Source organism: Stenotrophomonas sp. TWI169 (assembly GCF_039674705.1).
GTDB lineage: Bacteria > Pseudomonadota > Gammaproteobacteria > Xanthomonadales > Xanthomonadaceae > Stenotrophomonas > Stenotrophomonas maltophilia_P.
Window position 1 is genome coordinate 24,322 of the sequence record NZ_JBDJOB010000032.1, and the last position, 15,206, is coordinate 39,527.

The 15,206-nt window shown below is 67.4% G+C and carries 14 protein-coding genes; 6 read left to right on the plus strand and 8 right to left on the minus strand.

The window, feature by feature from the left end:
- Window positions 1-17: 17 nt before the first annotated feature.
- A complete protein-coding gene (locus ABE543_RS17625; protein WP_053520023.1) occupies window positions 18-710 on the minus strand; it encodes a TorF family putative porin in 693 nt (230 codons plus the stop codon).
- A 199-nt stretch (window positions 711-909) separates the two neighbouring features.
- Between ABE543_RS17625 and kbl the strand changes: the two genes are divergently transcribed.
- Window positions 910-2,118, plus strand: coding sequence for a glycine C-acetyltransferase (kbl, locus tag ABE543_RS17630; protein ID WP_346475955.1), 1,209 nt, complete (start codon window positions 910-912; stop codon window positions 2,116-2,118).
- Between the two features lie 105 nt (window positions 2,119-2,223).
- Here kbl and ABE543_RS17635 read toward each other — a convergent pair whose 3' ends face one another.
- The 4 genes from ABE543_RS17635 to ABE543_RS17650 all read right to left on the minus strand — a co-directional run bounded on the left by ABE543_RS17635 (window position 2,224) and on the right by ABE543_RS17650 (window position 5,291).
- A complete protein-coding gene (locus ABE543_RS17635; RefSeq protein ID WP_053520025.1) occupies window positions 2,224-2,559 on the minus strand; it encodes a hypothetical protein in 336 nt (111 codons plus the stop codon).
- An 86-nt stretch (window positions 2,560-2,645) separates the two neighbouring features.
- Window positions 2,646-3,404 (minus strand): pseudouridine synthase, encoded by a 759-nt coding sequence (locus ABE543_RS17640; RefSeq protein ID WP_262218808.1) that lies wholly within the window; start codon window positions 3,402-3,404, stop codon window positions 2,646-2,648.
- A 68-nt stretch (window positions 3,405-3,472) separates the two neighbouring features.
- Entirely contained in the window at window positions 3,473-3,979 is a 507-nt protein-coding gene (locus ABE543_RS17645; RefSeq protein WP_197600984.1) for a hypothetical protein, read from the minus strand.
- A 220-nt stretch (window positions 3,980-4,199) separates the two neighbouring features.
- Window positions 4,200-5,291, minus strand: coding sequence for an OmpA family protein (locus ABE543_RS17650; RefSeq protein WP_053520027.1), 1,092 nt, complete (start codon window positions 5,289-5,291; stop codon window positions 4,200-4,202).
- A gap of 357 nt (window positions 5,292-5,648) precedes the next feature.
- Between ABE543_RS17650 and ABE543_RS17655 the strand changes: the two genes are divergently transcribed.
- The 5 genes from ABE543_RS17655 (at window position 5,649) to ABE543_RS17675 (ending at window position 11,003) form a co-directional block, all read left to right on the plus strand.
- The gene (locus ABE543_RS17655; protein ID WP_346475956.1) at window positions 5,649-6,668 is read left to right on the plus strand and encodes a zinc-binding alcohol dehydrogenase family protein; all 1,020 of its coding nucleotides are present in this window, start codon (window positions 5,649-5,651) and stop codon (window positions 6,666-6,668) included.
- Window positions 6,669-6,769: 101 nt separating this feature from the next.
- Window positions 6,770-7,414 carry a hypothetical protein gene (locus ABE543_RS17660; RefSeq protein ID WP_197572465.1) on the plus strand — a complete coding sequence of 215 codons (645 nt, stop codon included), beginning with the start codon at window positions 6,770-6,772 and terminating at the stop codon, window positions 7,412-7,414.
- 102 nt (window positions 7,415-7,516) lie between these two features.
- On the plus strand, window positions 7,517-9,547 hold the full coding sequence (locus tag ABE543_RS17665) for an NADPH-dependent 2,4-dienoyl-CoA reductase (protein WP_283219431.1): 2,031 nt from the start codon (window positions 7,517-7,519) through the stop codon (window positions 9,545-9,547).
- Between the two features lie 300 nt (window positions 9,548-9,847).
- A complete protein-coding gene (locus tag ABE543_RS17670) occupies window positions 9,848-10,306 on the plus strand; it encodes a cell wall hydrolase (protein ID WP_053520031.1) in 459 nt (152 codons plus the stop codon).
- Window positions 10,307-10,391: 85 nt separating this feature from the next.
- Window positions 10,392-11,003: a glutathione S-transferase N-terminal domain-containing protein gene (locus tag ABE543_RS17675; protein ID WP_053520032.1), complete on the plus strand. Its 612-nt coding sequence runs from the start codon at window positions 10,392-10,394 to the stop codon at window positions 11,001-11,003.
- An 88-nt stretch (window positions 11,004-11,091) separates the two neighbouring features.
- Here the strand turns inward: ABE543_RS17675 and ABE543_RS17680 are convergent, their stop codons facing one another.
- The 3 genes from ABE543_RS17680 to prpE form a co-directional block, all read right to left on the minus strand.
- On the minus strand, window positions 11,092-12,147 hold the full coding sequence (locus tag ABE543_RS17680; protein ID WP_065176008.1) for a suppressor of fused domain protein: 1,056 nt from the start codon (window positions 12,145-12,147) through the stop codon (window positions 11,092-11,094).
- A 45-nt stretch (window positions 12,148-12,192) separates the two neighbouring features.
- Complete coding sequence (locus ABE543_RS17685) at window positions 12,193-12,696, minus strand: hypothetical protein (RefSeq protein ID WP_346475957.1); 504 nt, start codon at window positions 12,694-12,696, stop codon at window positions 12,193-12,195.
- Between the two features lie 159 nt (window positions 12,697-12,855).
- Window positions 12,856-14,736: a propionate--CoA ligase gene (gene prpE / locus ABE543_RS17690; protein ID WP_346475958.1), complete on the minus strand. Its 1,881-nt coding sequence runs from the start codon at window positions 14,734-14,736 to the stop codon at window positions 12,856-12,858.
- Window positions 14,737-15,206: the final 470 nt, after the last annotated feature.

Here is a 15,206-nt window from a genome sequence, read left to right on the forward strand (position 1 = left end):
GTGATGTCATGCGCCGCTTACTGGCCTACCGCCACCGTGAACACCACCCGGTTGTCGGCCAGCTTGCCGCTATTGTCGCGGCCGTTGCCGTCGGTGCCGTAGTAGCCCAGTCCGAGGGTGAACAGACCCCAGGTACGGGCCACGCCAACGTTCCAGTCGGTGTAATCCTTGGCAATACCCTTTTCGAAGGTGCTGCGGCCGACGCTGGCGCTCAGCGTGAAATCCTGCGGCAGGCCCCACTCGCCGCCCAGCGCGTAATACCAGCCATCGGTGCTGCTGTTCCACACGTCGTTGCTGTAGGCCACCGTCAGCTTGTAGGTGTCATCCAGCGTGGTGGTGGTGATCAGCTCGTTGTAGTTCAGCTCGCTGGCGCCGGGGTAGGTGTAGCGGTTCAGCAGCACATCGAAGTTCACGCGCTCGGTGGCGTCGACGCCGTAGCCGATCTGGTAATCCACTTCGACGCTCGGGTCGCCCGGGCCGAAGTCCACGCCCGATCCCCAGACACCGGCATACAGACCAACCGGGCTGGTATAGGTGAAACCGGCCTGCAGGGTGGGATCCTCATCGGTCTGCGACACACCACGGAACAGGTAATCCGACACGGCGGTAACGTTCCAGCTGTACGGCGATTCGCTGTCCTGGGCGCTGGCGGCAAACGGGGCCAGGGTCAGGGCGGCAGCAAGGGCGAGGCAGGCACGAGCGTGCTTCATGGTCGTCTCCGGTGGGGGGCGGTGGCGTGCAGGGCAGTTGCGGGAACCGGAGCCAGAACGGGCCGGTTCACGATTTTTTAACCCGTTTGCTATTGCATTGCAACATTTGCTGGCCATGGCGGTGCCTGCCTGTCGTCGGTCGACAACCCTCGATGCCCGGTAGAATCGTCGGTTTCCCGTGCTGAGCCGTGCCCACGCCATGACCGACGCCTCCTCCGCCCTGATCCGCCACTATGCCGAGGAACTGGACGCCATCCGCGCCCAGGGCCTGTTCAAGTCCGAGCGGATCATCACCAGTCCGCAATCGGCCGAGATCACGCTGGCCGATGGCCGCAAGGTGCTGAACTTCTGCGCCAACAACTACCTGGGCCTGGCCGATCATCCCGACCTGATCCAGGCCGCCAAGGATGCTCTGGATACCCACGGCTTCGGCATGGCCTCGGTGCGCTTCATCTGCGGCACCCAGGACCTGCACAAGCAGCTCGAGAAACAGATCGCCGATTTCTTCGGCAAGCAGGACACCATCCTGTATGCGGCCTGCTTCGATGCGAACGGCGGCCTGTTCGAGCCGCTGCTCGGCGAAAACGATGCGATCATCTCGGACGCACTGAACCACGCATCGATCATCGACGGTGTGCGCCTGTGCAAGGCCAAGCGCTTCCGCTACGCCAACTGCGACATGGCCGACCTGGAAGCGCAGCTGCAGGCCGCCGACGCCGCCGGCTGCAGGACCAAGCTGATCACCACCGACGGCGTGTTCTCGATGGACGGCTTCATTGCCCCGCTGGACGAGATCACCGCGCTCGCGAAGAAGTACAACGCGCTGGTGCACATCGATGAATGCCATGCCACGGGTTTCCTGGGCGCCACCGGTCGTGGCTCGGCCGAGGTGAAGGGTGTGCTGGAAAAGATCGACATCATCACCGGCACTCTGGGCAAGGCCATGGGGGGCGCACTGGGCGGCTTCACCTGCGCCAGCGCCGAAGTGATCGAACTGCTGCGCCAGCGCTCGCGCCCGTACCTGTTCTCCAACTCGCTGCCGCCGCATGTGGTCGCCGCCGGCATCAAGGCCTTCGAGATGCTGGCTGCCGCCGACGACCTGCGCGACCGGTTGGCCGAGAACACCGCGTACTTCCGCGGGAAGATGACCGCCGCCGGCTTCGACGTGAAGCCGGGCGTGCATCCGATCAGCCCGGTGATGCTGTACGACGCACCGCTGGCGCAGAAGTTCGCCGAGCGCCTGCTCGAGGAAGGCATCTATGCGATCGGCTTCTTCTTCCCGGTGGTGCCCAAGGGACAGGCACGTATCCGCACCCAGATCAGCGCCGCGCACAGCCGCGAGCAGCTGGACCGCGCGATCGACGCCTTCTCCCGCATCGGCGTCGAGCTGGGCGTGATCAAGGGTTGATCGCCCCGAGGGGCAGCGCCGGGCCATGCCCGGCGGTTTCCCGACAGCCGCGCCATGCGCTCGCCGGGCACGGCCCGGCGCTACCGGAATGACGCGCAATGCGCGTCATTTCTTTTTCTTCTTGTCCTTCGGCTCATCCTTGCTGGCCACCACGACCGGCTTGGCGGCAGCGTCCTGGGCATTGCCACGGGCGACGCGGATGCCATTGGCCTTCATCCATGCATCGAACTCGTCGGCGGTCATCTTCCTGTCGCCGTCGCTCATCAGGAAGCGGTAACTGCCGCGACCATCCAGTTCCGGGGTTTTCACTTCCACCACCGGGGTTTCGGCAGGCGTTTCCGTCTTGGCCATTTTCTTGTGGCCACCGCAGGCGGCCAGCAGCACGATCGGCAGCAGCAGGCCGGCACAGCGCAGGGTTCGGTTGAGGGACAAGTGGTACATGGGCAGGCTCCGTTCGGGATTTCGACGACCAGACGCCCCCTACGCCTGGAAGGGTGACCGGCATCCGCCGGCCGCGGGCATGACGCTCAGCCCGGTGCAGCGGCCCCCAGCCGCTGCTGGTCATTGACCTCCAGCATCCGCCACTGGCCCTTGCCGAGATCGTCGAGCGCCAGGTCGCCGATCGCGACCCGGACCAGGCGCAGCACCTGAAGGTCGAAGGCCGCCAGCAGGCGGCGGATGTGGCGGTTGCGGCCCTCGTCGAGGACCACCTCCAGCCACGCGGTCTTGTCGCCGCTGCGCAGCACGCGCACGGCCCGGGCGGCCAGGAACTCACCCTCGTCGTCCACCCCGGCCTGCAGCGCCGCCAGCGTGGCCGCATCGGGCAGCCGATCGATCTGCACGTGGTAGGTCTTGTCCGGCCCGGTCTGCGGATCGGTCAGGCGCGCCGCCCACTGCGGATCGTTGCTGAACAGCAACAGGCCCTCACTGGCCTTGTCCAGCCGGCCGACCGGCGCGATCCAGGGCAGGCCGGCGCCGTCGAAGCAGCGGTATACGGTGTCACGGCCGCGCTCGTCCTGCGCGGTGGTCACCACCCCGCGCGGCTTGTTGAGCATCAGGTAAAGCCGTTGCCGCGGTGCCAGCGGCAGGCCATCGACCTCGATGGGGGGTGCCGGGCTGCCGATCGGAAACTCCGGGTCACGGACGATACGGCCGGAGACGCGCACGCGGCCCTCGGCGATCCAGCGCGCGGCTTCGCTGCGCGAGCACACGCCGGCCTTGGAGAGCACACGCGCCAGGCCATGGCGCACACCCTTGGATGCAACCGGATCCGCGCGCCCACGCAGGACGTGGGAGCGGGCGGCGGGGGCGGCAGGTGGGCGGCGCGCACGCAAGCCTCTGCTCCCCGCGACGGTTACTTCTTATCGACCGGCTTGGTCTCAGCCGGTACTTCGGCCGCGGCCGGGGTGGCCACCGGTGCCGGGCGCGCCTTGACCACGCGGACGCCACGCGCCTTCATCCAGGCATCGAATTCCTCGGCGGTCATGCGCTTGCCGTTCTGGCTCATGTCGAAGCGCCACGGCGTATTGTCGAATTCGGTCTGCGGCTTGTACGCCGCCGGATCGTTCGGCTGCACCGCCGGCGCGCTCGGAATCGCCTTGGCGATGTTCTGGCAGCCGTCGATGCGCAGGCGCTGCAGCACCTGGTCCAGCGACTGCGAAGGATCGTAGCTGCTGCTCAGCACACCGGCCGGCATGCCCAGCTGGTTGCCACGGATGTACAGCTCGTCGGCCACCGGCGCGATGGTCGTGGCCGGCAGCGGCAGCGGCGAAGCGATGGTGTTGACCGAGCAATCGACCGCAGCGTGAGCGGCAGGAACCAGGGCCAGCGCCAGGACGGCGGCCGATGCAGAGCGCAGCATGAGAGGCATCCACGGAAGGAAGGTGACGCGGCGAGTGTAGCAATGCGGCGACAGCTTTCAAGCGCCACTTTCAATGAATGCGCCAACTCATTGGTTTTTTGGACAAAAAGCCGACAAACGGTCAGTCCATCGAGGCCCGTTCCAGCTTTTCCCGCCGCAGAAACAACAAGACCCGGCCGAAGCCGGGTCCTGCTGTGTCTTGCGGGCGAAACGTCAGAACTTAGTTCTGGACGTTCAGCTCGGTACGACGGTTCTTGGCACGACCTTCCGGATTGTCCGAACCATCCGGGTTGGTGTTCGGAGCAATCGGACGGCTCTCGCCGTAGCCGATCGGGCCGACCAGACGCGAAGCGTCCACGCCGTTCTTGGTCAGGTAGTTGTACACCGCGGTGGCGCGGCGCTCCGACAGCTTCTGGTTGTAAGCGTCGGTACCCTTCGAGTCGGTGTGACCGGCGACTTCAACGCGCAGATCCGGGTAACGCTTCAGGATCTCGGTGGCTTCGCTCAGGATGGCCACGGCGTCCGGACGCAGGTTCGACTTGTCGAAGTCGAAGTTCACGCCCTTCAGGTCGATCGAGACCGGCACCGGGCAACCGTCCGGACCGATGGTCTGACCCGGCTGCGAGTTCGGGCACTTGTCGTCGCAGTTGTTGACGCCGTCACCGTCGTCATCCAGGTCGGCGCAGCTCGGGGCAACCGGAGCCGGAGCCGGAGCAGCCGCGACCGGAGCCGGGCCCAGCGGGATCACGACGCCGACCGAAGCCAGCACGTCGCCGAACCAGTCTTCGCTGGCAGCGTGGTAGCTCTTGTCGTCGAAGTCAGCGCGGTAGGCCACTTCGGCGCGGACAGCAACGCGCTTGTCGAAGGTGGTCTGCAGGCCGACGCCGAGCTTGGCGGCAACGTTGCCGTCCTTGCGCTCACGCGGACCATTGACGCTGATCGCCGGGTACTCTTCTTCCGACTTCTGGTAGCCCAGGCCACCGACGATGTACGGGTTCCAGCCGCGGCCTTCCTTGATGAAGTGGCGACGCAGGTCCAGCGAGATGCCGTACTGCGACCAGTTCAGGTCCTGATTGCTGTCGAAGTTCGGGTTCTGGTAGTTCAGCTCACCGTCCAGCGACCAGTTCGGGCTGATGAACTTACCCAGGCCCAGGGTCACGAACGGAGCGTCGTTGGTCAGACGGTCGCTGTCCTGGAAGTTGAAGCCGGCCGAACCGGTCAGGTACCAGCGGTCATCGAACTCCTGCGCAGAAGCAGCCTGGGCGAAAGCCAGACCACCCAGCAGCGCGGCAGTAAGGATCTTCTTGTTCATTGAGTACAGCTCCTATTTCGGGGGTATGAAACCGGTAGAGGCATGGGCCAGCACTACTGCGTCGATGTTCAGACAGCCGATTCAGCACGCCACCGCCGCGAACATTATGCTCAGGCGGGTGAAGGCCATGTTAACAGCCCCGTAACATGTGAAGTGTTGCACCCGACCGGCCACCGGTCCGACGTTGAAACCCTATACAGGATGATGAAAATCCGCAAGACCCTCACCCCATAAGGGTTTGACGGTGTTTAGGCAACGCAGGCGAAATTCTGCGGAACGCGCGGCGAAGGGGATTCAGCGCGCCCCCGGAAACGTGAGGAACCTTATGATGAAACGGGAAACCGAGGCGGAGCCGAGATGAAAGCCGTCGCCCTGAGTCGTGAATCCGCCCCCGCCCTGCAGGATCTCCGGCTGCCGCCGCCGCTGCCGCCAGCCGGCCGCGATCTGCTGGTCCGCGTGCAGGCGGTTTCGGTCAATCCAGTCGACGGCAAGCAGCGTGCCGCCACCGATCCGGCCACGCTGGACACGCCGCGGGTGCTCGGCTGGGATGCGGCGGGCGTGGTCGAGGCCATCGGCGAGGACGCCTGCCTGTTCGCCTCCGGCGACGAGGTCTACTACGCCGGCGATGTCACCCGCTCCGGCTGCAATGCCCAGTATCAGCTGGTGGATGAGCGGCTGGTCGCACGCAAGCCCACCACGCTGGATTTTGCCGAGGCAGCGGCGCTGCCGCTGACCACACTGACCGCATGGGAGCTGCTGTTCGAGCGCATGCCGCTGCATCTGGATGATCGCCGCCACGCCGGGCAGCACCTGTTGGTGATCGGCGGCGCCGGCGGCGTCGGTTCGATGGCCATCCAGCTGGCCCGCCATGCCGGCTTCACGGTCATTGCCACCGCCTCCCGCGAGCAGTCGGCCGACTGGTGCCGGCAGATGGGCGCCCATCACGTGATCGACCATCGCCAGCCATTGCAGCCGCAGCTGCAGGCACTGGGCGTCAGCGCCGTGCAGATCGCGCTCAACCTGGCCGACACCGATCACTACTGGGATGAACTGGGCCAGCTGCTGGCGCCGCAGGGGCATGTCGGGCTGATCGTCGAACCCCGCGGCGCGCTGCGCATCGGCGACCCGTACAAGGCCAAGTGCATCGGCATCCACTGGGAATTCATGTTCGCGCGATCGCGCTTCGGTACCGCCGACCGCATCGAGCAGCACCGCATCCTGAGCCGCGCCGCGAGCATGATCGATGCAGGCCAACTGCGTGGCACGCTCAGCGAGACACTCGGCACGATCAATGCCGCCAACCCGCAGGCGGCGCATGAGCGGCTGGCCAGCGGCCGCACGCTGGGCAAGCTGGCACTGGCAGGCTGGGACGACTGACGCGCGCGCTGTGGCGCGGGATTCACCGGGATCTGTATCTATGGAAACTGGCGATTCGGGATTACGGTGGAGACAGATTCCCTCCCCCCCCGAGCGCTCCCATGCCCACTGCCCTGCCCTTGCGCCTGCTGCAATTGATCGTCGGCCTGTTCCTGTATGGCTTCGGCGCCTCGCTGATGATCCGTGCTGCGATCGGTGTCGCGCCCTGGGACGTGCTGTCGCAGGGCGTCGCGGCGCAGACCCCGCTGTCCTTCGGCCTGGCCACGAACGTGATCGGCGCGCTGGTCCTGCTGCTGTGGTGGCCCCTGCGGCAGAAGCCGGGCGTCGGCACCGTGCTCAACGTGCTGCTGATCGGTCCGTCCGCGCAGTTCGGCCTGTGGCTGTTGCCGCCGGCTGTCGGCCTGGTCTGGCAGGTGGCGATGTTCGGTGCCGGCATGCTGCTGGTGGCACTGGCCACCGGCCTGTACATCGGCGCGCGGCTCGGCCCCGGCCCGCGCGACGGGCTGATGACCGGCCTGCATGCCCGCACCGGCTGGCCGATCTGGAAGGTGCGCAGCCTGATCGAAGGCAGCGTCCTGCTTCTGGGCTGGTGGCTGGGAGGCAACGTGGGCGTCGGCACCCTGGCCTTTGCGCTGCTGATCGGCCCGCTGTGCGGGATGACGCTGGGCTGGTTCGGCATCGGCCGGCCCCTGCCGGCGGGTGGCGCCGGCCCACGCCCGGCGAGCGCGCAGCGCGGCCACGGGTAGCCGCATCGCCGGGCATGGCCCGGCGCTACCGATTCGCCCGCCCCTTGCCCCGACCGCCGTTTCGCGGCACGCTTCGCGCTTCCGTACGCAAGCGTATCGACCATGTCGCCAGCCAACGAAAGCGCCTATCCCCACCTGTTCGCCCCGCTCGATCTGGGCTTCACCCAGCTGCGCAACCGGGTGCTGATGGGTTCGATGCACACCGGGCTGGAAGATCGCGCGCGCGATTTCCCGCGCCTGGCCGCCTACTTCGCCGAGCGGGCCGAAGGCGGCGTCGGCCTGATCGTCACCGGCGGCTTCGCCCCCAACGTGGTCGGCTGGCTCAAACCCTTCGGCGGCAAGCTGTCCTGGCCCTGGGAAGTGCGTCCGCACCGGCAGCTGACGGCCGCCGCCCACCAGCATGGCGCGAAGATCTGCCTGCAGCTGCTGCACGCCGGCCGCTATGCCTACCACCCCCTGTCGGTGGCGCCCTCCAAGCTCAAGGCGCCGATCAATCCGTTCACCCCGCGCGCACTGTCGGCCAGCGGCGTCGAACGGCACATCGCCGATTACGCACGCAGCGCCAGGCTGGCACGCGAAGCCGGCTACGACGGTGTCGAAGTGATGGGCTCGGAGGGATACCTCATCAACGAGTTCATCGCCCCCCGCACCAACACGCGTACAGACCGCTGGGGCGGTGATGCCTCCCAGCGCATGCGCTTCGCAGTGGAGATCGTGCGCCGCATCCGCGAAGCCTGCGGCCCGGATTTCATCATCATCTACCGGCTGTCACTGGTGGATCTGGTTGAGGACGGCAGCAACTGGGAGGAAATCGTGCAGCAGGCGCAGGCCATCGAGGCCGCGGGCGCGACGATCATCAATTCCGGCATCGGCTGGCACGAGGCGCGCATTCCCACCATCGCCACCTCGGTGCCCCGCGCCGCCTTCGCCGGGGTCACCGCCAAGCTGAAGCCGCATGTGGCGGTGCCGCTGGTGGCGACCAACCGCATCAACATGCCCGAGGTTGCCGAGCGCATTCTCGCCGACGGCGGTGCGGACATGGTGTCGCTTGCGCGCCCGCTGCTGGCCGACCCGCAATGGCCGAACAAGGCGCGCGCCGGCCGTGCCGACACGATCAACACGTGCATCGCCTGCAACCAGGCATGCCTGGACCACGTCTTCGAGAACAAGCTGGCCAGTTGCCTGGTCAATCCGCGGGCCGCGCACGAAACCGAACTGGTCTACCGCCCGACGTCCACACCGAAGCGGGTGGCGGTGGTGGGCGCGGGCCCGGCCGGCCTGGCCTGCGCCACGGTGGCCGCCGAGCGCGGTCACCAGGTCACCCTGTTCGACGCCAGCGACGAGATCGGCGGCCAGTTCAATGTGGCCAAGCGCATCCCGGGCAAGGAAGAGTTCCACGAGACGCTGCGCTATTTCCGCCACAAGCTGCAGGACACCGGCGTGCAGCTGCGCCTGGGTACCCGGGCAGATGCGACCCACCTGGCCGGCTTCGACGAGGTCGTGCTGGCGACCGGCATCACGCCGCGCCGGGTCGACTTCCCCGGCGCGGACCACGCCAAGGTCGTCAGCTACCTGGACGTGCTGCAGGGCCGGGTCGAGGTGGGCGCCAGCGCGGCCATCATCGGTGCCGGCGGCATCGGCTTCGATGTCGGGGAATTCCTCAGCCACGAGGGCCCATCGCCGTCGCTGGACCCGCAGCGCTGGATGGCCGAATGGGGGGTGGACGCCACCTTCGAGGCCCGCGGCTCGCTGGCCCGCCCGCAGGTGGACGCTTCGCCACGCCGGCTGTGGCTGCTGCAGCGCAGCCCCGGCAAGCCGGGTGCGCGCCTGGGCAAGACCACCGGTTGGATCCATCGCGCCACGCTGAAGGCCAAGGGCGTGCGGATGCTGGGCGGCGTCGAGTATCTCGGCGTGGACGACCAGGGGCTGCGCATCCGCGTGGAAGGCAGCGAACAGCTGCTGCCGGTGGATCATGTGGTGATCTGTGCAGGGCAGGAACCGAACCGCGCGCTGCAGGCCGAACTGCAGGCGGCGGGCATCAGCGCACAGCTGATCGGCGGTGCCGATGTGGCCGCCGAACTGGACGCCAAACGCGCCATCGATCAGGGCAGCCGGGTGGCAGCCGCCCTTTGATCCACACCTGAATGGGCGGCGGAATGTGATTTCCGTCATCCGCCTCGAAGCTGAATGTCAAGCTGGGCGATTCATGATGCGTTCGGCCAGCCCCCCCTACCTTGCGCCAACTTTCCGCTCACCACCCAGTTTCCGGTGAGCCGGTGCGGCCCTCCCGGATCGTTCATCGATCCTCTTTTCCCGGGCCGCCCACGGGGCGGCCCCGATGGCCGCCTCCCCATGACGCCAAGTCGTACCCCGCCTCCTGCCCTCTCTTCGGCCGGAACCCCGTGGTGCGGCCCATACGGAGCAAGGAGTTATATGAAACTGGCCTGGATTCTCTGGCTGTCGCAGTTGCTGCCCCAGCCGGCGGCTGATTCATTGTGTTTGAGCACCACCGTATACCTGGAAGCCCGCGACCAGACCCTGCGCGGCCAGCAGGCCGTGGCCGAAGTGGCACTGCGCCGCCTCGACAGCGGCCTGTGGGGCGACTCGATGTGCCAGGTGGTGACCGCACGCAAGCAGTTCGCCCCGACCATCGTCTCCCCCGGCACCCAGCTGGGCAACGACGCGGCCTGGAGCGAGGCCATGAGCGTGGCCTTCGATGCGGAGCGCAACTGGGCGCTGCCGGCCGGCGAGCGCCGCGAGATCGTTCCCGGTGCCAGCCATTTCGCCGCCCTGGCCATCGCCAGCCCGAACTGGCGCAATGCCTACCAGGTGGCCACCATCGGTGATCACACCTTCTATAAGGTGCAGAACCTCAAGCCCCGGCAGTCGTAACGAACTGTTGCCGGCGGCAGCGTTGCCGCGCGCCGGCAGGCTCTGGGATAGTGGGCGATTCCCGCACACCCCGCCTGGAGTTCCCATGAAGCTGTACAGCAAGCCCGGTGCCTGCTCCACCGCCGACCACATCGCCCTGCAGTGGACCGGCCAGCCGTTCGAGGTCGAACTGCTCGACAAGGACACCCTGAAGGGGCCGGAATTCCTCAAGATCAACCCGGCCGGCTCGGTTCCGGCGCTGGTCGATGGCGACTTCATCCTGCTGCAGAACGCGGCCATCATGGGCTACATCGCCGACCGCTTCCCGCAGGCCGGCCTGGCCGGCGACGGCAGCCCGCGCCAGCGTGCCGAGGCCACCCGCTGGCTGGCCTTCGTCAACTCCGATGTGCACCCGGCGTTCTCGCCGCTGTTCGCACCGGGCAAGTTCATCGGCGATGAGAGCCAGTACGACGCGATCCGCGCGGCCGCCCGCAAGCGCCTGCGCGGCCTGTTCGAGACGGCCGACCGGCAGCTGGCGGACAAGCCCTGGCTGGCCGGTTTCCGCAGCTTCGCCGACCCGTACTTCTACATCACCCTGCGCTGGGCAGCCGGCGCCAAGGTCGACCTGTCGGGGCTGGATCATCTGGCCGCCTACAAGGCGCGCATGGACGCCGATGCCGGCGTGCAGGCCGCACTGAAGGCCGAAGGCCTGGCCTGACCGCACACGGAGCCGCCGGCAGCGCAGGCGGCTCCGATCCGGCGTCCCGGCCCGGCGCCGGGCATCGCCGGCGCCCCGTGTCCACCGTTCAACCGATCTCGCGGATCACGGCACCCTTGGCGTCACGCAGCAGCGTCGGCACCACCTCGACCTGCAGCTGGCCGCCCAGCGGGTAGATCCCGCGCTCGGCACGCACGTCCTGCCACGCCTGGACCCCCTGTGCATCCAATGCCCAGCGCGCGCTGTCGGCATCGACGTCGTTGGCGCCGCCGCCCGCAGCGGGGGTGAACTCCCATTGGCGCTCACGGCTGACCAGCACCAGCGATGCGCCATGGTGCAGGCGCAGCGGCAGCAGCTCGCGCACGCTCGGCACCTGGCCAGCGCCAAGCACCAGCGTGGTCACGCCCGAGACCTGTCGCCAGTCCAGCGTTTCAATGAACAACATGCCGGTGCTGGAGCCCTCCCGCGCACTGCCCGCCTGCACCTGCGCCGCCAGTGCCGGATCATCCAGCAGGTCGCCCCGATGCAGATCGGTGATCCACAGGGGCATCGCCGGCTCCAGCACGTGCAGCACCCCGCGGGTCGACCAGCGTTTCACTGCAGCCATTTCCCCATCCGTCAGCCCGACCAGCTGCAGGAACTGCAGGCGGCCGTTGGCCGTCTCGCGCGCCGGCAACTGCGGGTCGGCGATGAAAGCCAGATGGCGCAGGCGGGTGTCGGACTCGAGGGCAATCGGGCCGTTTGCGTCAAGGTGGTGGCCGTCCTCGAACACGTTGCCGCTGCCGAACACGTAGCGCGCCAGGTTCTGCAGCAGGTTCATCGGCCATGTCGGCGGTGCCTGTTCGGCGTGCACGCCCTCGCCTGCTGCCAGACGGAAGGTCAGCTCGAATCCGTAGCCACTTGCTTCGGCGTCACTGCTCTCCTTGGCGTACAGCTCGGACAGGCCATAGGTGATGTAGTGCCAGTGCGGTACCGGCGCCTCCGCACGGTAGACACTGATGCCATCGAGGGGATCCTGGCCGCCCAGCGTGTACGGCAACGCCGTTCCGAAATGCAGGGGCTCCTGGCCCGCGTACAGCGGCGCCAGCGCCGCATTGATCGCGTCCCAGCCGGGGGTGTCGGTGTCGTCGTGGTCGTCCTGCACGAGAGGCTCCTGATGGGAATGAAACCATCCACTCTACGCGCTGCGTCAGGCCTGCACGACTCCGCGATCGCCGGCTGCCAGCGATGCCTGCGTTTCCTGCCACCAGCGCTGTGCCAGTGCCGGGCTGCGTGCCTTGCCTACCGCCGCCAGCAGTTCCGGGCACAGGCGCTCCAGGGCCGAGGCATCGGTGCAGCGCTCGATCTTCAACTGCATGAAGTAGCCCTTCAGCCCGAGGTGGCGCCGCACGGCTTCGCTCATCGCCTCGTACAGCTGCTGATACAGCGCCGGGTCCTGTTCGCGGCCATTGCTGAGGCCAGCGACCGGCACCGCATCGGCGCTGCCCCCCACCACTTCGATCAGCTCCATCGCGGCCAGCTGTTCCAGCGCATCGGGTGGCGCCCGCAGTCCTTCGAGCAGGCTGCGCAGTTCGGTGTCATCGCGGCGACCATCGACCATCAGCAGGATCGAGCGCAGCGCGGCCGGCAGGCGCCGCGCACGATCCTCGATTTCCTGGCGGCCAGCGGCCGTCTTGGAGTGCAGCAGTGCCATAGCTCCCCCGTTCCATGATGCGCATGCCTGCGCGCCCTGACGGACGCGCTCCCCGGCATCGAGCTTAACGCACCGCTGGTACGGTGAACGCTGCGGTGCAGCACCGCTGCATCCCTTGCCTCGGCCCGCTGCACGCGGCCCCGGCGATACAGGACCGGTCTAGCGTCCCAGCGCGCGGCGGATCTCCTCCAGGGCGGCCGGGTCATCCAGGGTCGACAGATCGCCGGGATCGCGCTGCTCGGCCAGCGCCTGCAGCGAGCGCCGCAGCAGTTTGCCCGAGCGCGTCTTCGGCAATGCGTTGACCACGTGCACGTGCGCCGGCCGTGCAACCGCCCCCAGCGACGTGGTCACCGTTGCCATCATCTCCGCCACCACCGGTGCAGGGTCTTCGCCCCCCAGCCCCTGCTTGAGGGTGACGAAGACCAGCGGCACCTGTCCCTTCAGTTCATCCTTCACGCCGATCACCGCGGCCTCCGCCACACGCGGGTGGCTGGAGATGGCTTCCTCGATCTCACGTGTCCCCAGGCGATGCCCGGCGACGTTGATGACATCGTCGGTACGGCCGAGGATGAAGGTGTAGCCGTCATCGTCGCGGATCGCCCAGTCCAGCGAGCTGTACAGCAGCTCCTTGAAATGGCTGAAGTAGCTCTGCAGGAAGCGGCTGTCGTCGTTCCACACCGTGCTCATGCAGCCCGGCGGCAATGGCGGGGTGACCACCAGGACTCCCTTCTGCCCGGGTGCGACTTCTTCGCCGGTGTTCTCGTCGATCACCTTCATGCGGTAACCGAGGTTGGGGAAGCCCGGCGAACCAAAGCGCACCGGCTTCATCTCCAGGCCCGGCAACAGGGTCAAGGCCGGCCAGCCGGTTTCAGTCTGCCAGTAGTTGTCGATGATCGGTTTGCCCAGCGCTTCATTGATCCAGTGCGCGGTCGGCTCATCCAGCGGTTCGCCGGCCAGGAACAGGTACTTCAACGCGCGCAGGTCGTGGCGATGGATGAAATCCGCGTCGTGCTTCTTCAGCACGCGGATCGCGGTGGGAGAGGAGAACATCGTGCGCACGTTGTACTGCTCGCACAGGGCCCACCAGATGCCCGGACCCGGATGGGTCGGCAGGCCTTCGTACAACAGCGATGTGCAACCGCCGATCAGCGGTCCATACACGTTGTAGGAATGTCCTACGGCCCAGCCGACATCGGAGGTGGAGAACATCACCTGCCCCGGCTTGCAGTCGAAGACGGTCTCCATCGACTGTGCCATCGCCACCGCGTATCCGCCCACATCACGCTGCACGCCCTTGGGCTTGCCGGTGGTGCCGGAGGTATACAGCAGATAGCTCGGCTCGCTCGCTTCCAGCCACTGCACCGGAACATCGACGGCACCGACTTCCGCGCGCAGCGTCGCGTACTCGACGTCTCGGCCCTCGATGCGCGGCTCGGCCGGATCCAGCCCGCGCGAAACGATCAGCACGTGCGGCGGTGGATGCCCGGCTTCCGCACAGGCGGCGTCCACCATCGGCTTGTAGGGAATGAGCTTGCCTCCGCGCATGCCGGCATCGGCCGCGATCAGCAGCTTGGGTCTGGCATCGTCGATGCGCAGGGCAAGGTTGTGCGCGGCGAAACCACCGAACACCACCGAGTGCACGGCCCCGATGCGCGCGCAGGCCAGCATCGCGAACACGGCTTCGGCCATGTTCGGCATGTAGATGACCACGCGGTCGCCATGGCCGACGCCCAGGCGCAGGAGCACGGCAGCGAAGTCGTTCACTTCTCGGTACAGCTGGCGGTAGGTGATCTCGCGGGTGCTGTTGGTTTCGGTGGAAATGGCCACCAGCGCGAGCTGGTCGGGCCGAGTGTCCAGATGGCGATCGACCGCGTTGTAACAGAGGTTGGTTTCGCCGCCCACATACCAGCGCCGGAACGGCGGGTTGCTGTAGTCGAGCACCTGTTGCGGCGGCTTGTGCCAATGGATGCGCTTGGCTTCCTCGCCCCAGAACGCCTCCGGCTCGTCGATCGAGCGGCGGTAGGTTTCCTCGTAGTTCATGACGCAGCCCTCCCAGACGAAGTCATGGGTTCGAGCATAGTGCCGCGTTGCCGCGCGTTCCGCCCTACCTTGGTAGGGGGTGGGTTTTCCATGCAGGGCTGCCGCCCTGCACCTGCAGAGGCAACGTCAACGTCAAGAGCTGGACTACTGAGGGATGGCGGGGTAGGTCCGCTGGCGGGAGACGCCGTAAACCCATCCATGGGGGCTTGGCCGCGGCATCCATGCCGCGGACACTCCCGCATCCGGACCCACCCCGCCTTCGACAGTTTCCTGCGAACTGTCGGAACGATCCGACCCACCATCTATTCCGATATCTGACAGATTTCATCCACACGTGGCGTGAATCCATCAGATCGCGGCATTCTGCCGAAGGTGGGGCGGGGGGGGGGGGGGGGGGGGGGGGGCCGGGGGGGGCGGCGGCCCCCCCCACGGGCGGGGGGGCGGGCGGGCCCCCCCCCCCCCCCCCCCCC